Genomic DNA, 16,637 nt, shown 5'->3' on the forward strand with positions numbered 1-16,637 from the left:
CGGGTTGCTTCCTGGTCTGGTCGACCGCCTTGGCGGTGCTGCGCGCTGAGCGGCGGGGGGCCGCCGGAGCGGTGGCGGAGACAAGGAGCGGTGGCGGCCACGGGCCGCCAGCGCGCGCGGGCCGCCGTAGGCGGGCCGCCTTGATCCAGTAAAGAAACTCTGAACAGCTCCGCTGCGCTGGGCCCCTGGCCGGTCATGCGGCCATGCGCTGCCCCTGCTTTCTCATCCGTTCCGCAGTTTCCCGACCGCTATGAATGCCTATGGGCGCATTGCTGCCCATTTGTTCCGGCGGTCGGCGGAAAGTATCCACAGGTCGGCCGATGCATGGTTGCTGCCTGTGGAAAAGCCGCGGCTTACTACAGTCGTCGTTATGTAATCGTGATCTTTGGGGTGCCCTGGTGGTAAGCGGTCTGGTCGATGGGGCGTGCTGGTCGTTGGCGGTCACGCACGGCCGTTATGTGCTCGTGCCCCTGGTCGCCTCTCCATGGTCGGTGGCGTGGTCGGGGACGAGTGGTGAGCTGGCTGCATGGGTGCCGAAAGAACTGTGAGGCAGGTCACGAGAGGCGGCGTCACACCGGAGCGGTGTTTTTCAACCTGTACCGAGTGCAGGGGATCGCTCGTCACGGTGGAGGTGTCCGCTTTCGATGATCTGCTGTCTCGCACCTCGGAGGGTCCGGCGGAGCTAGGTACGAAAGAGGCGAGAAGAGTGATCGGCGTCATATCTGTTCAGAGTCACACGGGACTCGAAAAACCGACCTCTATGGGCGTCCGCTCGAAACGGGGCGGCGCAACATAGCCGATGATCGCCGGTTACCCAAACTGGCGTTTCTCCAGACCATTGATGCACTGCCGGGACGACTGGAAGGACAAGCGATATGAGCGCGCAGAAAAGCCGCGGGCCCGTACGGCGGGACGCGAAAGAAGGTTGTTGCCCGCCCGACGGGAGCGCGGAGCCGTCCACCTCGCACCTGCCCGGTTCGGCCGGTAGACCTGTCTCAACAGCCGCGATGACGGCTTGCCGAGCGCCACGGGCAAGCCCTGATCCGGCGGTGGATGACCGCTGGGCAAGCCTTCGGGTAAGCCCCCGGCGGTGGCTGAACTCGACACGCAGCAGCAGCACAACAACGAACGGGTGGAAATGAACAAGCACGAGGCAGCACTGATTGCGGCGAAGATCAAGGAAATTGAAGACAAGGTGACGCGGCTGGAGGATCTTGCGCGTCGGGTGCTCGAAAACGCCCGTGCTACTTCTTCGGCGACTTCTTCGCCTCGGTGACGCCGCCGAGTTGGCCGAAGACCTGGAACAGGGTGTCCAGCCTGGCATTTATGGCATCCAGTCGTTCCGACAGCTCGATGTATTCCGGCGTGGGCATCTGCCCGCCGCTTGCCGCCTCGGGAGCGCCGGCCTTCGGGTCGGCCTCCGGCAGAGGATCCGCGACGAAGTTGCCCCGACCCGGCATGGTGTTGATCAGTCCTTCGTCGCGCAACATGCGCAGGGCGGAACGCGCGGTCATGTTGGCGATCTCGTAGGTCGATTCCAGGTCACGAGACGAAGGAACCCGCTCGCCCGGCTTGAGGCGGCCGGAGCGGATCTGCCGCCGTAGCTCCTCGGCGACCAGACGGTATGGCGGGGTGTCGGAATCCTTGGGCAGCTTCATAGCCCGAGGGTAGCGGGCCTGGCCCGTCTACCGCAGTAAGACCCTGTTGCACCTCCTATTTTCCACATGCACCTCCCCGCCATAGGTGCGATGTGCGCTAGGCGCTTGACGGGCCCTTGGCAGGTGGTGCACTGTTGATCTCGCTTCGCCACTCCCGGCGGAGCACCTACCGAAAGGACGTAACTCCCATGGCTCGTATTCGTGTTGGCCTGCTCCCGTCCGCGTCGTTCATGGTCGGCAACCTGCCGGTGCCGAAGTACGCGGACCAGGAGAAGACGCAGTTCGCCGTGGACCGTGAGACCGGCGCGAAGCTGTTCGTGGTCACCCTCTTCTTCATGGAGGACGACCGCGCCGAGGCCATGAAGATCACGGTTCCGGAGACCGGTCTCCCCAACGGCCTCAAGCCGGGCATGCCGGTGATGCCGGTGGAGCTGTTCGCCACTCCGTGGGCCCGGATCTTCAACGGCTCGCTCTCGGACGGCATCGCCTATCGCGCAGAGCGCCTGGACCTGGTCGGCGGGTCCTCCCCGGCCGCTGAGGCGGCGTGAGCGGCAGTGCTTTCCGGTCCGGCGTCGAGTGCAGCTACCCGCTGCCTCACGCCGGGCCGGATGCCCGGCTCACCGATTCCCTCATCAACTCGGTGGCGGCCGTGCTCGTCGGCTACGGCTTCCCCCGCCTTACCGCCCCGGATCGGGCGGCCCTCGAAACGGCCCTTGCGGCCTTCCTCTACACCTCGCAGGAGAGCAACACATGAAGGACAACGACCCGACGGGAGGGGCCTTCGGCTACGGCCCCCTGGTCGTCGGCGTGGCGCTGGCCGTGCTGGTCGGCTGGTCGGTGTGGTGGGTGGTCCGTTACCTGCGGGCCGATGCCATGACCCGGCAGTCCATCCGGCAGGCCGTGCGGGTTCGGCGGACCTGGAAGCGGCTCGCGCAGATGCTGAAGCTGTGCGCCACGGACAAGATGCCGACCCCGCTGGCCTCCCTGGCGAACACGGACAACAAGCCCGCCAAGCCCCGCGTCCTGGTCCCTGCGCTGAAGGTCACGCACGACGCGTTCGGGGTGATCGCGCGGGCGGGATGTCTGCCGGGCGTCGGCCTGGCGGAGTACCAGAAGGCGGCCCCCTACCTGGCGGATGCCTGGCGTATGACCCGCGTGTCAGCGCTGCCGGGAGACAAGCCCGGACACGTCATGCTGCGTGGAGTGCGCGTGGACCCGCTGATCACGCCGACCGTTCACACGCCCACGGGCCGCCCGCCTGAGGAGTACGCGAAGTGGGACCTGGGGGTGGACGAGTTCGGCATGCCCGTATTCGTGCCCCTCAAGGAAGTGCCCGGAGTGGCTGTCGGCGGCCTGCCGGGCTTCGGCAAGACCTCGTGTGTGAACCGGCTGGTGTGTGACTGGGCGCCCTCGCCGGCCGTTCAGTTCGTCTTCTTCGACGGGAAGGTCTCCCACGCCTACGAGGGCGACTACGCCGACCTGGCACAGCGGGCGTTCGCGTTCTGCGGGGATGACCTGGAAGAAGCGAACAAGCTCCTCAAGGAGCTGGTGGCGCTGCGCCGTGCCCGCTCCGCGAGCATCCGCAAGGTGCTGGGCAAGAAGAACATGTGGCACGTCGGCCCGTCGGCTGACTGGCCCCTGATCGTCATCGTCATCGACGAGGCCCACACCTACTTCCGCGACCACAAGGGCTCCGACCCGGCCACGAAGAAGCTGGCGGCGTTCGCTGCGGAGAACGCCCGGCTCACGGAGGACCTGGTGAAGAAGGGCCGCTCGGTCGGCTTCCTGACCATCCTGACCACGCAGAAGACCACCGGAGACGCCATCCCCACCTTCATCCGCGATGTCTGCCCGGTCGGCCTGTCCTTCGCACAGAAGACCGCTGACGCCGCCGTGGCCGCGCTCGGCGACGACATCCGCGAGTGGCCCGACGCGAGCCCGGTCCTCCTCCAGGACCCCGCGTACGTCGGTGTCGCGGTCATGTCGCAGCACGGCCGACCCGGCTTCATCCGCATCCGCACCCCCTACGTCGCCGACGAGGATGCCGCCCGCGTCGCCGAAGCCACCGCCCACCTGGTGCAGCACCCCGCCCGGCTCCTGGAGAACCTGACCGGACGGACGGACGTGGACCTCACCAAGGACGACCCCGAGCCCCCCGCCATGGCGGCCTGACACACAAGGAGGACAGATGCGTCTCCGCATCCGCAAAGCGGTACGGGCCATGAGGCGGGCCACCGCTAACGGACGCTTGCTGGATGCCGCAGCGATCGGCGTCACGGCCTACCGCACCGCAAACGGCAGGGAACGCCAACTCCTGGAAAGGTTCCTCGGCCCCAACGCAGCCGAGATGGCCAGGCACAGGCCCTGACGGGTCCTGGCAACGAATCCCACGCAGCCACGAAAGGAGGTGAACTCAATGACTGAGGACCGGATCACCCAGCGCACCGTGACCGTCGTCATGGGCATCATCGCCGCCCTGGCGTTCGTCTTCTCCTTCGGCAACGTCTGGGCCCTGGCCCTGCGCCTGGGCGTCCCCGCCCCCATCGCACCCCTGATCGCCCCCATGGTCGACCTGTCCGTGGTCGGGCTCCTGGTCGCCCTGCGCTACCTCTCCCTGCGGGGCGTCCCGCCCGACCAGATGAAGGCGGCTACCCGCCTCATGCACGTCTCCGGCCTGCTGACCCTGGCCCTCAACATCGCCGAACCCATCGTCGCCGAGCACTACGGCCGCGCCGCCGTGGACGCCGTGGCCCCGGTGCTGCTCCTTGGCTGGGGAGCGGTCGGCCCGCAGCTACTGCGCTCCTTCCACACAGTCACCACCGACGCAGCCGCCCCGGCTCCCGCTGCCGAGACGGAATCGACCCACGAACCCGCCCCGGATCCGGTTGCCGAGACGAAGCCCGTCCCGGCCTCCACCGAACCGGAAACCGCCCCGTCGCCTACGCCACCCCTCACGCCGGAACCGGCCCCGGTCGCCACGCCCATCGCTCCGGCGCTCGTCGCTCCTGCCCCTGCCCCTGCGGTCAAGGTGCCTGAGCCCCTGCTCGCCGAAGCACGCTCCATCGCCGCCTCCCACCGCGCCGAGCACGGCGAACCCATCACAGCGGCACAGCTCAAGCGGCGACTCGGCATCGGCCTGCCCATGGCCACCGCCCTCCACGCCGCCCTGTAGAGCCGCGCTTCCCCGCCGGCCTCCCGGCATCTCCCGCCCTCGCCCGTCCCTGGGCCCAGTCCGTCATGCCTGCGGGCAGCAGCCCGAGCGCACTGTTCGCTGCTGCCCGCAGGTCCCACCCTCGCGCCAGAGAGGAGACCCCGCCACCCATGCGCCGCCCCCTCGACCTGCGGCACGTCATCAGCCCCGGCCTGCGGGACCTGATCGAACTGGCCAACACCCACGACTTCGACCGCGTACAAGAGCAGGTCCGCAACCTGCGCGGCTGCACCAGCCCTATCAACCTCCACGGCTGGACGATCACCACCGACCAGACCACCAAGGAAGTGGTCCGCTCCTACCGCTCCGAACACGAACCCTCCGGACGGCTGCTGACCACCTGCGGCAACCGCCGCGCATCCCGCTGCCCCGCCTGCTCCCGCGTCTACGCCGCCGACACCTACCACCTGATCAAGGCCGGACTCTCCGGCGGCAAGAACGTCGCCGAAACCGTCCGCGACCACCCCCGCGCCTTTGTCACCCTCACCGCTCCCTCCTTCGGCTCCGTCCACCGCAACACCGACAGCGCAGGCAAGCCCCGCCCCTGCCGCTGCGGCACCCAACACGCCGACGACGACCCAGCCCTGAGCACGCCGCTGAACCCGGCCACCTACGACTACGCCGGGGCCGTCCTCTGGAACGCGCACGCCGGACAGCTCTGGGCACGCTTCACCACCTACCTGCGCCGCGCCCTGGCCAAGCACTTCGGCATCACGCAGAAGGCGCTGAACTCCGCCCTGCGCGTCTCCTTCGCCAAAGTCGCCGAGTACCAAAAGCGCGGCTTGGTCCACTTCCACGCCGTAATCCGCTTCGACGGACCCGACGGCCACACCACCCCGCCCCCAGCCTGGGCCACCTTCGATGCCCTCAAGGCCGCCGTGGGCCTGGCAGTCAAACAGGCCCGGCTCACCATCGAATCCGACTCCATCGGCGAACGCGTCATCACCTGGGGCCGCCGGTACAAGGTCGACCCCATCACCGCCCTGGGCGACGGCGAACTCACCGACGCCAAGGTCGCCGGATACGTCGCCAAGTACGCCACCAAGAACGCTGAGGGCGCGGGCACCGTGGACCGCACCCTGATGTGCCGCCCGTGCGCCGGACGCGGCTACCTACGCGGCCCCGACGGCTTCCACGACCGGTGCCCCGACTGCGACGGCACCGGACAGGCCGAACCCATCAAGGCCCTGCCCATCCAGCAGCACGTACGTCAGATGATCCGTACCGCCTGGGACCTCGGCCACCTGCCGGAGTTCGCCGAGCTGAAGCTCTGGAAGTGGGCTCACATGCTCGGCTTCCGCGGCCACTTCTCCAGCAAATCCCGCGCCTACTCCACCACCCTCGGCGCCCTCCGCGACGTACGCCGCGCCTGGCGCCTCGCCCAAGCCGAAGCCGCCCGTGCCCGCGCCGGCCACCCCACCACCGACGAGACCACCCTCGTCACCGCCTCCTCCTGGACCTACCTCGCCAGCGGCTACCGCCCCGGCGAAGAACTCCTCGCCGCCCAGGTCCGCCACGACCTCAACCAAGCCGACCGCATCAAGACCGAAGGGGAGCCCTGGCTGTGACCACTCCGACCAAGGCCGACAGGCAGACGCTCAAGCTGGGGGAAGCACTGGCTGAGATCGGGGTGTCCCGTGCCGCCTTCTACCGCATGCGTGCTCGGGGCCAGGCTCCGAGGCACCTGAAGCTCCCCAACGGGCAGATCCGCATACGCCGAGCCGACCTCGACGCCTGGTTCGACTCCTGCGAGGTGCGGGAAGCGTGCTGACCTACGACGTGCAGATCTGGAGCATCCGCAAACGGGCCGACCGCGTGGCGGCCTATCAGCTCCGCTGGCGGGTCGGCCCCCGGCCCTTCTCCAAGAGCTACAAGATCAAGGCTCAGGCCGACGGTCGGCGCTCGGAGCTGCTGGCGGCTCTGCGCAACCGTGAGCAGTTCGACACGGAAACCGGCCTGCCCGCCTCGGAGCTGCAGGCGCTCAACTCCACCACGTGGTACGCCCATACCCGTGCGTACGCGGAGATGAAATGGCCTGGCGCCTCGGCCAAACACCGCGCGAGCATCGCTGACACGCTGGCCACCATCACGCCGAAGCTGGTCAAGGACAACCGAGGGGCCCCGGTTCCCAAGGTGCTCCGTATCGCCCTCTACTCGTGGGTGTACCGCTTCGTCCTCGGCGACGACGGGACGCTGAAGCCGCGTATCGACGTTGAGAAACCTCCCGCCGACATCGCGTCTGCGCTGGACTGGATCAGCCGAAAGTCCGTCGACATCACCGCGCTCAACACTCCCTCGGTGGTGCGTACGGCGCTCGACGCGCTGAAGCTGAAGCAAGACGGCACGGCCGCTGCCGAGAATACGGTGAATCGCAAGCGGACGGTCTTCAGCAACTGCCTTCGGTACGCGGTCGAACGGGAGCTCCTGGCGACCCTGCCCCTCGACAAGGTCGACTGGACTCCGCCCGAAACTGACGACGAGATCGACTTCCGGTTCGTCCCCGACCCCAAGCTGGCGAAGGCGCTGATCGACGCCGTAGGCGAGCAGGGGGCACGCGGACGCCACCTGATGGCGTTCTTCGGCTGCCTCTACTACGCGGCCAACCGCCCTGGTGAGGCGGCCAATCTCCGGGAAGAAGACTTCACCCTGCCCGAAGAGGGCTGGGGAGAAGTGCTGCTGTCCACGAGCACGCCCCGCGTCGGCTCCGGGTGGACCGACACAGGCGAGTCATTCGATACGCGCGGCCTGAAGAAGCGAGCTCGCAAGGCAACCCGGCCTGTGCCGATTCCCCCCGTCCTCGTGCGCCTGGTCCGCGAGCACATCAAGGAGTTCGGTACCACTGAAGACGGCCGGCTCTTCCGTGCAACCCAGGGCGGCGGCCTGCTGTCCAAGGAGTACGGGCAGGTTTGGAAAGTGGCTCGACTCGCGGCGCTGACCGAGTCTGAAGCGGCTTCCCCCCTGGCTGAGGTGCCGTACTCCCTCCGCCACGCGGGCGTCTCACTCTGGCTCGAATCCGGAGTCTCCCCGGCAGAGGTCGCACGCCGGGCAGGCCACAGCATCGCAGTTCTGTTCCGCTTCTACGCCAAGGCCATCCACCGCAAGCAGACGCTGGCCAACCAGCAGATTCAACAGGCTCTCGACGCGATCGACGAGCACGACCACGAGTAGGCGGTTACCTACTCGTATTCGGCATGCCTTGTGGGGTCCCCCTGAGCCATGGCTGTCGTCGGGTGGTGGCCCCACCACTACGCGTTGGCCGCTTTCCTGATGGCCTTGCCGATCTTCAGATCCAACTCAGTGAGGCCGAGGAGGCCACCGAAATGCTTGGCACAGCCTGGGTGTTCCTCAAGAGCACCAGCCAGGAGAAGAGCGGGCTCGCCCTGTAGGGTCCGCAGCCACGCAGCGATCTGGTCCTGTGCTCTGTACTGGTTCCAGACGGCGTCCCAGGTGCACATCGTGCGGGCGGCTTCGTCCAGCAGGTTCCATGCACCTCTGGATGCGGCGAAGGCTGACACGCGCTGAAGCCAGAGGGTGGCTCGATTGGCCTCCGGGAATTGGATGCGGCGGCGCGGGGTCGAAGCATGGTTGCTCATCGCTTCGAGGAGCCGTGCAGCATCGGCCGGGAGCTCGATGAGTACCTCGGCTGCAACCTCGGGCTTCAGCTGAGTCAGCGTGTCGATGTACAGGTCCGGGTCTTCCGGATGGTCGGCTATGAGGGAGAGGAAGGCTTCCAGGGACTCGCGGCTTCCGATAAGTGCCAGTGCGAGCAAGCGCTCGGCTTCTTCTCGAGTAGGCAGTTCCGTCTCGGCGAGCTGGTCCTGGACCAGTTGGCGTAGCTCGGTGGCAGTCTGGGGGCGATTGCGCGGATCGCGGGCTGTCGCCCTGCGGACGATGTTCCTCCAGGGGCCCGGAGCCGGCAGAAGAGGCACATTCATCTCCGGATGCTCGTCGGTGAGGGCCCAAGCGATGACACGGCCGACCCCGTAGATGTCCGCTGCGGCAGTCGCCTGGTGTGCGTCGATGAACAACTCAGGCGCAGCGAAGCCATCGGTTCCCACCTCCGTACGCGTGCGGTCCGCCTTGGTGGTCTGACCGCGGGGCCGGCGAACAACGCCCCAGTCGCCGAGTCGCCAGCTGCCGTCGAGCAGGAGGATGTTGGAGGGTTTGACGTCTCGGTGGAGCCATCCATGAGTGTGGGCAGCGTGCAGCACGTCAATGAGAGCATTTACCAGGTCCAGTAGTGCCGTTGGATTTTGCAGGAGGTCGCGGTGATCTTCGGCCGTACCTTGCGCCATGGGCATGACGAGCCAGCCCTCGGAGGGGTTAGCGTCAAGGATCGAAACATAGTGCGGGTGGGCGTTGAGGTCTTGGGCCACTTCGATTTCACGTCGCATCCGTGCCGCCGGGGTCTCCCGGTGCGATCGGCGGCGCTTGAGGGCGACCCGGACGCCAGTGGCCTTGTGTGTTGCGGCGAAGATGTCCGCCTGCCCACCTTCTTTCATCCTCACCCGGTCCATCGCGTAGTCCTTACGGTGGCCGCGGGCCGCGCCCTGCACAGCGGCGTACTCCCCCGGAGGCGCGGGCAGATCACCGGCCCGGGTGTCCTCCTCAGCCGCCTCCTCACCGCTGCGTGTCCTGGACGTCGCGACGAAGTTGCCTACCGCGTCGCGATCAGCTTCCGGCAGCCCCCAAAACGCGTCAGCGAACTGCTGGACCGGCAAGTCCCGACGATCGGCTTCGGCTGAACGGCGTCTCTCGGCATCCGAATGCCCACTCTCGGCGCTAGCGAGTCCATACGCACCGTAAATGGGATAACCGCTGATGTCGGCGACAGGCACGAAGGCATACCCGTCACGGCGCACCGCCTCATCAATGTGTTCCGCAAGATGGGCAACCTCGGCCTCGTCGGAGCGCACCTCGGGGTGAAGCATCTCCGCCAGGAAGCGCAAGAGCACTTCATCCGTACCGTCGCGGAGCCCGAATCTGTCGTCGTTGTAGATCCAGTCTTCTTCCCAGTCGTAGTTGTTGTACCGGTGCTGCCTGATGTCTTCTTCGGCGTTGCTGAACCTGATGTCCTCACTGGGAAGAGCCTCAAGGTCGTAGAGCCGACGCAAAAAATCGATCTCATCGACGTCGCCGTACCACTTCACGCCTTTGTCAGTCAGCTGCCGGAAGAGCCGCTTGCGTGTCACCAGCGTGATGTTGCGGGCATCGTGAGGTACTCCGGCCTCCTGCATCGGCGGGCCAACAGCGCCCAGTCGGCTCCGGATACGGAGCTTGTCATCAAGCTGGTATCCGTCGCGGTCGAATGCCTCACGCAGTTCATCCAGGACACTCGGCTCCAGACCGTCGCTGCCGAACTTGCGGCTCTCGCGGTCCAGCCGGCGCAGCAAGCTCTCGAAGACGCGCAAGGCCCGGCGTGCATGTTCTTCGTGGCCCCAGTCCACCGAAGCTTCGTACGCATCAAAGGTCTGTTGGCGGGCTCCGCCCTGGCGGGGCGTGACGGCCTCACTTCGCGGGAAGCCCTCGTTCTCCCAGTACTCCTCAATCGCACCGACGTAGAGGCTGCTCATCAACCGGCGGACAACATTTCGGGTGGCACGGGAGACAAGGTGACGATCAGCGACCATGTGTGCACATTAAATGATCCACAGGGTCGCTCATCACCCGTTGCGGTACACGAGACCGTTACGTGTAACGATCCCCGAGTGCCCTGGCGTTCGTGTCTTCACGCGACAGGGTGCACGCAAGAGCTAGCAATGCTCTGACCGGCGCCTGACCTCGCTCTTGGGCGGACCTGTAGGACTCCATGCATACGCGCTTGAGACATGGCAGCCTTCGAAGCGTGGACCTGGAAGAGCTTCTTCGTGTCATGGACCGCACCGCGGCGAACCTGACAAAGCTGGAGAGTGTGTGGGCGCGCGCAGCAACTTTCATCCCAGATAGTCCGATGCGCTGCTCTCACCCCGAATATGACGACTTGAGGCGATCCTGGGCAGATCTCCTGCCAGGACTCCCACCCATCGACGGCTGGACGATCACGGACGAGCTCCCGGACATCGACGCCATGGGTCAAAGCTTCATCGACTATTTCGAGATCGGTGAGCTACCTGATGCGGTGCACGCGGCTGGCGAAAAGCCTGGCCAAGACCTGGCCGAGTACCGATACCGCCTCAACCGCGCTCGCCGCCGCGCGGCCCGGGGCCGGCTGCAGCAACTCACCGCCGTTATAGAGACTGCGCTACCTCGCGCCTTGAACGAGGTGGAGAGGGACTCTCAGGCACATTTGGAGAACGACCAGACACAGCAGATTCGTGAGGCAGTGGCGGAAATCGAGCGGCTCATCGGCGACACCACCGAACGCAAGGGCCGCTGGTCTGATCTTCACCGGCACATGCGCTTCGGACAAGGCCACGACTGGCATGACATCGCCGAATACGACTGGCCGAGCGTGCGTGCCGATGTCGAGGCGGGGGCCCTCAGCGACAGCGGCCCCCTGCCCGTACCGGAGACAGACCTGGGCCACGCCGCCTCCGGACACCTCACAGGCGCCGCAACCATCGGTCTGCCCTGGGCGCGTCTGGATGACGACGGATTCGAACGGCTTCTCTACGACCTCCTACGAGACATCCCAGAGCACCAAAACGTCCAATGGCTCACCCAGACCCGTGCGCCTGACCGAGGGCGAGATCTCTCACTGGATCGCATCTTGCGCGACGGAACCGGCGGGGTCCGCACCGAACGCGTCATCGTTCAGGCCAAGCACTGGCTCAGCAAGTCCGTGAACCTCGCCGCGGTTAACGAGACCGTAGCCTCTGTCCAACTGTGGCAACCGCCCATCGTCCGCGGACTCATCATCGTAACCAGCGGCCGATTCACCACCGACGCCGTCGACTTTGCCGAACGTCACAACGCAAACGGAGCCCCACCCCATATCGATCTCTGGCCCGACAACCGCCTGGAAACACTCCTGGCCCAGCGCCCACACATCGCCGCAGCACACAGCCTCCGCCAGCCACTGGGCCCCGACTAGCTAGCAAGCCATAGCAAACACATCTGTACTGAACCTAGAGCGAGGCACAGCCGCGCTCGTCATACACGCGGTCGAAGCCATCGGGCATCCGCTGCCTGCCCGGCCCGATTGTCAGTGATGGGGCGTAACCTGCGCGCGGGCCAGGACGCCGACGTACGCCAGGTCCAACTCCCAGTACTGGAGGAGGGGGACATGCAACTCTCACCTGAGCAACGAGTCGCCAAATTGACGCGTTGGAAGAACCCGCCGAGCGAGGCGGAGGAGCAGCGCCTTGAGCGCGCACGTCGTATGGTCACACGCGCGGTGCAGCAGCACCCTCGGTTCGCTGGCCTCGGACTCAGCGTCGAGGCGAAGGGATCCTGGGCGAACAAGACGAACGTGAGCAGCGACAGTGACGTTGACATCAAAGTGGAGTTCACGCAGCGCGCGTACCACGGCATCTCCGCGAGCGGCATGAGCTATTGGGAGCAGGTGCAGCAGCGCAACAGCTACAACGGCCCTTGGACACCCGAAGCTTTCCGCGAGGAGCTCGGAGTAGCACTGAAGGGCGTCTCCAGCGCTGTGGACGCAACGCACAATGTCGCCTTCTACGTACCGGATGTACCCGGCAGCCGCCCCAGCACGGATGTAGTCCCGTGCTTCACGTACCTCCACGAGCCTGGTTGGGGTCGCCCCACGGCTCAGGGCACAGTCGTCTTCACGAAAGACGGCCAGCACGTCGTCAACTGGTCCCACCAGCAGCTGATCAACGGCCGGGAGAAGAACAACCGCACCGGTCGCCGCTACAAGTTCGCGGTCCGCGCGCTGAAGGCGGTGGAGAACGACCTGGTGCGGCTCGGGGAGATCAAGGACCTCCCGTCCTACTTCATGGAGTGCCTGATCTATAACGTCCCTGATCCGGTGCTCACGACTGGTTCCCTGGACAAGGCATTCGAAGGAGCCCTGACCCACCTGCGCCACCAGGTCAGTTTCTGGTGGGGAAACCCGAACGCATTGATCGAACCGAACGAGATCAAGAAACTCTTCCAGAGCGGCCAGAAGTGGAAGATCGACGATGCCCGCCAACTTCTCGACGCGGCGTGGCACTACCTCAACTACGGATGACCCCGATGACCTCACCAGCCCAATCCATACGCTGGGGCGCGGCCGCTGCCTCCACCATCTACGGCGTCCTGCTCTACCTACTGGGCCTACGGCCCGACCAAGAGCTGAAGTACGTCTTCGCCTATGTTCCTGCAGCTTTGGGGTACCTAGTTCTGGTCTTCGACAAATGGGCCTGGCGCTGGCCCGGCGTCCAGAAGATCACCGGGCACCCGCGCCTGGATGGCACTTGGCGCGCGACGCTCACCCCCAATGCCGAGAGCCACATCCCCGCCGGCGGCAACCGGGGACCCATCCGGGCCTATCTCACAGTCGAGCAGTCCTATTGGACCCTGCACGCCACGCTGCGCACTGCGGAGAGCAGTTCCCGCTCCAGCAACGCGACCATTGAGAAGACTGACGGATCAGGCATCTCTGAGCTGCGTTTTCTCTATGAGAACATCCCATTGGTCGCCCACCAGCAGCGCAGCCCTCGACATACCGGTGCCTGCCGATTGAGCCTGGCAGGCACGGCGCCCAGGGCGCTCGCCGGCCGCTATTACACCGATCGCTTCACTGCTGGTGACATGGAACTGGTCCTGATCAGCAGGACCACCGACTACAGCACTTTCGCTCTGGCCGCAGCAGCAGACACCACCGCACCCTGATGCCTATCGCTCACCGTGGTCCACGCCTGGTCCACACACGGTGATCCACAACGCGACAGAGCTGGGTCTAGGTGAGACAGGCCCCACCTAGAAGGGGTGTCTCTCAAGAGAGACACCCCTTCTGACCTGCATGCTTATGACCTCTGCGGAGGCGGTGGGATTTGAACCCACGGTGACATCGCTGCCACGACGGTTTTCAAGACCGTTCCCTTCGGCCGCTCGGGCACGCCTCCTCGCGCCGTCCACCTGGGACGGAGCGGGTAACAGCGTACCGGGAGCGGGCGTTCGGCGGGCGCCGTGGTCCGGTACCGGGCCCGGGAGGCGGTCACACGCGCGTGCCAGTGTCGGCGGTGGGTCAGCTGTCGCCCGCCCGGGCGCCCAGGGTCAGGTCCACCGTGTGCTCCTGGCCGCCCCGCTTGTAGGTGATCGTCACCTTGTCGCCGGGCTTGTGGGTCCAGATCTCGCCGATCAGGGTCGGGCCGCTGTCGATCACCATGTCGTCCAGCTTGGTGATCACGTCGCCGGGCTTCAGGCCCGCCTTGTCGGCGGGGCCGCCCGACTCGACCGCGGCGGAACCGGCCGTGCCCTGGTCGGTGATCTTCGCGCCGTCGCTGGAGTCCTCCAGCGAGACGGACGCGCCGATCTTCGCGTACACCGGCTTGCCGGTCTTGATCAGCTGCTGGGCGACGTACTTGGCCTGGTCGATCGGGATGGCGAAGCCCAGGCCGATCGAGCCGGACTGCCCGGAGCCGCCGAAGCCGCCGCCGCTGTTGGTCGACTGGATCGCGGAGTTGATGCCGATGACCGCGCCCGAGCCGTCCAGCAGCGGTCCGCCGGAGTTGCCCGGGTTGATCGGCGCGTCGGTCTGGAGGGCGCTCATGTACGACGCCTTGCTGCTGGAGCTGCCGTCGCTGGAGGCCACCGGGCGGTTCTTGGCGCTGATGATGCCGGTCGTCACCGTGTTGGACAGACCGAAGGGGGCGCCGATGGCGATCGTCTCGTCGCCGACGACCACCTTGTCGGAGTCGCCGAGCGGGAGGGGCTTGAGGTCCGACGGGGGGTTCTTGAGCTTGACGACCGCCACGTCGTAGCCCTGGGCGTGACCGACGACCTCGGCGTCGTACTTCTTGCCGTTCGGGAACGTCGCGGTCAGCTTGCCCCCGTTCAGCGCGTCCGCCACCACGTGGTTGTTGGTGATGATGTGGCCCTGGGTGTCGAACACGAAGCCCGTGCCGGTGCCGCCGTCGCCGTTCGTGCCCTGGGCCTCGATGGTGACCGTGCTGGGCAGCGACTTGGCGGCCACGCTGGCGATCGTGCCGGGCGCGCGCTTGACCTGGGTGGCGCCGCCGCCGTCGGAGGCGGAGACGGTGGTGGAGCCGCTGTCGTCGTGGTTCTTGGCCAGGGTGTAGCCGAGGCCGCCGCCCAGGCCGCCCGCGACCAGCGCGGCCACCAGGACCGCGGCGACGAGGCCGCCGCGCCCGCGCGGCTTCGGGGCGGGCTGCTGGTACGCCGCGCCCCAGACGGGAGCGCCCGGGCCGCCGGCACCGCCCGCGCCCGCGTCGCCATAGGACGGGGTCTCGGGGTGCGGCGGGGCGGCGGGCCGCGGGGGCGGCCAGGAGCCGTCGGGGGCTGGGCCGGAGGGGTGTGCCGCGGCGGCTTCGGGGGCCGGGCCGGCCGGGGCGTCCCCGGGGAGCGGCGGGAGGGGGGTGGTCGGCGCGTTCCCGTCGGGCGCGGGGCTCTGCGGGGAAGCGGCGGAAGAGGCCACCGGCACAGGAGGTGCGGACGGGGCCGGGGGTACCTCGTTGCCCTCGTTCTCGGTGCTCACAGCTCTTCTCCTCGATCCACGGCTGGTGTTGTCGGTCGCACTCGGTCACGCTCGGCAGCTTTGCGTGGTGCTGTGTTCGGTCTTCGCTGTTCCGTTTGTATGGAGACAGCTTTTCCCACGGGCCGTCAGAGCACCATAAGCGGTGGCTGTGGGTCCAGGGCCAGCCTTTATATAAGGTTTTTCCGACAAAAGTTACATAGCCCGGCATTGGGGATGCCCTCACCACCCCGAGCGCCACCGGACGGTGGCACGATGACGCGGTGACCCACGCACCACAGCGCTCCGTCCAGGTCGTCGCCCACCGGGGCGCCTCCGAGGACGCGCCCGAACACACCCTGGCCGCCTACAAGAAGGCCATCGAGGACGGCGCCGACGCCCTCGAATGCGACGTACGACTGACCGCCGACGGCCACCTGGTCTGCGTCCACGACCGCCGGGTGAACCGTACCTCCAACGGCCGCGGGGCCGTCTCCGCTCTGGAGCTGGCCGATCTCGCCACCCTCGACTTCGGCTCCCGCAAGACCCGCGAGACCTGGCTCGGCCGAGCCGCCGACAACGAGGAACCCGACTGGGAGCACCGCCCGGAGGACCGCGCGGAGACCTCGGTGCTCACCCTGGAGCGGCTGCTGGAACTGGTCTCGGACGCCGGGCGGCGGGTTGAACTGGCCATCGAGACCAAGCACCCCACGCGCTGGGCCGGGCAGGTCGAGGAGCGGCTGCTGACGCTGCTGAAGCGGTTCGGACTGGACGCGCCGGCCTCCGCCCCCGAGTCCCCGGTGCGGATCATGAGCTTCTCGGCACGCTCGCTGCATCGCGTGCGTGCCGGCGCCCCGACACTGCCGACGGTCTACCTCGTGCAGTTCCTCACACCGCGGCTGCGCGACGGGCGGCTGCCCGCGGGGGTGGGGATCGCCGGTCCCTCGATCCGCATCGTGCGCAACAACCCCGCGTACGTGGAGCGACTGAAACGAGCCGGCCACCAGGTGCACGTCTGGACCGTGAACGAGCCCGAGGACGTCGACCTCTGTGTAGAGCTGGGCATCGACGCGATCATCACCAACCGCCCGCGCGCGGTGCTGCGACAGCTGAACCGCATGTGACCCCGGACGCCTTCGTCACAGGGGGTGCACCGGCGCATTCGCTCCGTACATGAGCGTTACGA

15 protein-coding genes and 1 tRNA gene are annotated in these 16,637 nt (G+C 66.9%); 12 read left to right on the plus strand and 4 right to left on the minus strand.

Annotation, left to right across the window (positions count from 1 at the left end; translation table 11 throughout):
• Nucleotides 1-1,090: 1,090 nt before the first annotated feature.
• Entirely contained in the window at nucleotides 1,091-1,276 is a 186-nt protein-coding gene (locus ACZ4MF_RS04415; RefSeq protein ID WP_467489689.1) for a hypothetical protein, read from the plus strand.
• Here ACZ4MF_RS04415 and ACZ4MF_RS04420 read toward each other — a convergent pair.
• On the minus strand, nucleotides 1,245-1,658 hold the full coding sequence (locus ACZ4MF_RS04420) for a GntR family transcriptional regulator (RefSeq protein WP_467489691.1): 414 nt from the start codon (nucleotides 1,656-1,658) through the stop codon (nucleotides 1,245-1,247). The genes ACZ4MF_RS04415 and ACZ4MF_RS04420 overlap by 32 nt on opposite strands.
• A gap of 188 nt (nucleotides 1,659-1,846) precedes the next feature.
• Between ACZ4MF_RS04420 and ACZ4MF_RS04425 the strand changes: the two genes are divergently transcribed.
• The 7 genes from ACZ4MF_RS04425 to ACZ4MF_RS04455 all read left to right on the plus strand — a co-directional run bounded on the left by ACZ4MF_RS04425 (nucleotide 1,847) and on the right by ACZ4MF_RS04455 (nucleotide 8,037).
• Nucleotides 1,847-2,206 carry an SCO3933 family regulatory protein gene (locus ACZ4MF_RS04425; RefSeq protein WP_467489693.1) on the plus strand — a complete coding sequence of 120 codons (360 nt, stop codon included), beginning with the start codon at nucleotides 1,847-1,849 and terminating at the stop codon, nucleotides 2,204-2,206.
• Nucleotides 2,203-2,412, plus strand: coding sequence for a hypothetical protein (locus ACZ4MF_RS04430; protein ID WP_467489695.1), 210 nt, complete (start codon nucleotides 2,203-2,205; stop codon nucleotides 2,410-2,412). The genes ACZ4MF_RS04425 and ACZ4MF_RS04430 overlap by 4 nt, the downstream gene beginning before the upstream one ends.
• On the plus strand, nucleotides 2,409-3,830 hold the full coding sequence (locus tag ACZ4MF_RS04435; protein ID WP_467489697.1) for an FtsK/SpoIIIE domain-containing protein: 1,422 nt from the start codon (nucleotides 2,409-2,411) through the stop codon (nucleotides 3,828-3,830). Before ACZ4MF_RS04430 ends, ACZ4MF_RS04435 begins: the two co-directional genes overlap by 4 nt.
• Nucleotides 3,831-4,074: 244 nt before the next feature.
• Nucleotides 4,075-4,830 (plus strand): DUF2637 domain-containing protein, encoded by a 756-nt coding sequence (locus ACZ4MF_RS04440; RefSeq protein WP_467489699.1) that lies wholly within the window; start codon nucleotides 4,075-4,077, stop codon nucleotides 4,828-4,830.
• A 149-nt stretch (nucleotides 4,831-4,979) separates the two neighbouring features.
• Nucleotides 4,980-6,437 (plus strand): replication initiator, encoded by a 1,458-nt coding sequence (locus ACZ4MF_RS04445; RefSeq protein ID WP_467489701.1) that lies wholly within the window; start codon nucleotides 4,980-4,982, stop codon nucleotides 6,435-6,437.
• Nucleotides 6,434-6,640, plus strand: coding sequence for a helix-turn-helix transcriptional regulator (locus ACZ4MF_RS04450; RefSeq protein WP_266499569.1), 207 nt, complete (start codon nucleotides 6,434-6,436; stop codon nucleotides 6,638-6,640). Before ACZ4MF_RS04445 ends, ACZ4MF_RS04450 begins: the two co-directional genes overlap by 4 nt.
• Nucleotides 6,634-8,037, plus strand: a complete 1,404-nt coding sequence (locus tag ACZ4MF_RS04455; RefSeq protein ID WP_467489703.1) for a tyrosine-type recombinase/integrase — start codon at nucleotides 6,634-6,636, stop codon at nucleotides 8,035-8,037. The genes ACZ4MF_RS04450 and ACZ4MF_RS04455 overlap by 7 nt, the downstream gene beginning before the upstream one ends.
• A 77-nt stretch (nucleotides 8,038-8,114) precedes the next feature.
• Here the strand turns inward: ACZ4MF_RS04455 and ACZ4MF_RS04460 are convergent, their stop codons facing one another.
• Nucleotides 8,115-10,499 carry an AbiJ-related protein gene (locus ACZ4MF_RS04460; protein ID WP_467489705.1) on the minus strand — a complete coding sequence of 795 codons (2,385 nt, stop codon included), beginning with the start codon at nucleotides 10,497-10,499 and terminating at the stop codon, nucleotides 8,115-8,117.
• Nucleotides 10,500-10,714: 215 nt separating this feature from the next.
• On the opposite strand from ACZ4MF_RS04460, the gene ACZ4MF_RS04465 reads away from it, so the two are divergent.
• The 3 genes from ACZ4MF_RS04465 to ACZ4MF_RS04475 all read left to right on the plus strand — a co-directional run bounded on the left by ACZ4MF_RS04465 (nucleotide 10,715) and on the right by ACZ4MF_RS04475 (nucleotide 13,650).
• Entirely contained in the window at nucleotides 10,715-11,902 is a 1,188-nt protein-coding gene (locus ACZ4MF_RS04465; RefSeq protein ID WP_467489707.1) for a restriction endonuclease, read from the plus strand.
• 192 nt (nucleotides 11,903-12,094) lie between these two features.
• Nucleotides 12,095-13,006, plus strand: a complete 912-nt coding sequence (locus tag ACZ4MF_RS04470; protein WP_467489709.1) for a nucleotidyltransferase-like protein — start codon at nucleotides 12,095-12,097, stop codon at nucleotides 13,004-13,006.
• Between the two features lie 5 nt (nucleotides 13,007-13,011).
• Nucleotides 13,012-13,650 (plus strand): Cap15 family cyclic dinucleotide receptor domain-containing protein, encoded by a 639-nt coding sequence (locus tag ACZ4MF_RS04475; RefSeq protein ID WP_467489711.1) that lies wholly within the window; start codon nucleotides 13,012-13,014, stop codon nucleotides 13,648-13,650.
• 146 nt (nucleotides 13,651-13,796) lie between these two features.
• Here ACZ4MF_RS04475 and ACZ4MF_RS04480 read toward each other — a convergent pair.
• Nucleotides 13,797-13,883 (minus strand) — tRNA-Ser (locus ACZ4MF_RS04480).
• A 122-nt stretch (nucleotides 13,884-14,005) separates the two neighbouring features.
• Nucleotides 14,006-15,475, minus strand: coding sequence for a S1C family serine protease (locus tag ACZ4MF_RS04485; protein WP_467489713.1), 1,470 nt, complete (start codon nucleotides 15,473-15,475; stop codon nucleotides 14,006-14,008).
• Between the two features lie 260 nt (nucleotides 15,476-15,735).
• On the opposite strand from ACZ4MF_RS04485, the gene ACZ4MF_RS04490 reads away from it, so the two are divergent.
• Entirely contained in the window at nucleotides 15,736-16,575 is an 840-nt protein-coding gene (locus ACZ4MF_RS04490) for a glycerophosphodiester phosphodiesterase (protein ID WP_467489715.1), read from the plus strand.
• Nucleotides 16,576-16,637 lie beyond the last annotated feature (62 nt).

This window comes from Streptomyces sp. NPDC025793, from assembly GCF_055558375.1.

Bases quoted from the DNA above. Each gene is read 5' to 3' on its own strand.
- ACZ4MF_RS04435 (WP_467489697.1), top strand. From the start codon at position 2,409: ATGAAGGACAACGACCCGACGGGAGGGGCCTTCGGCTACGGCCCCCTG.
- ACZ4MF_RS04460 (WP_467489705.1), bottom strand. From the start codon at position 10,499: ATGGTCGCTGATCGTCACCTTGTCTCCCGTGCCACCCGAAATGTTGTC.
- ACZ4MF_RS04445 (WP_467489701.1), top strand. From the start codon at position 4,980: ATGCGCCGCCCCCTCGACCTGCGGCACGTCATCAGCCCCGGCCTGCGG.
- ACZ4MF_RS04470 (WP_467489709.1), top strand. From the start codon at position 12,095: ATGCAACTCTCACCTGAGCAACGAGTCGCCAAATTGACGCGTTGGAAG.
- ACZ4MF_RS04420 (WP_467489691.1), bottom strand. From the start codon at position 1,658: ATGAAGCTGCCCAAGGATTCCGACACCCCGCCATACCGTCTGGTCGCC.
- ACZ4MF_RS04425 (WP_467489693.1), top strand. From the start codon at position 1,847: ATGGCTCGTATTCGTGTTGGCCTGCTCCCGTCCGCGTCGTTCATGGTC.
- ACZ4MF_RS04440 (WP_467489699.1), top strand. From the start codon at position 4,075: ATGACTGAGGACCGGATCACCCAGCGCACCGTGACCGTCGTCATGGGC.
- ACZ4MF_RS04475 (WP_467489711.1), top strand. From the start codon at position 13,012: ATGACCTCACCAGCCCAATCCATACGCTGGGGCGCGGCCGCTGCCTCC.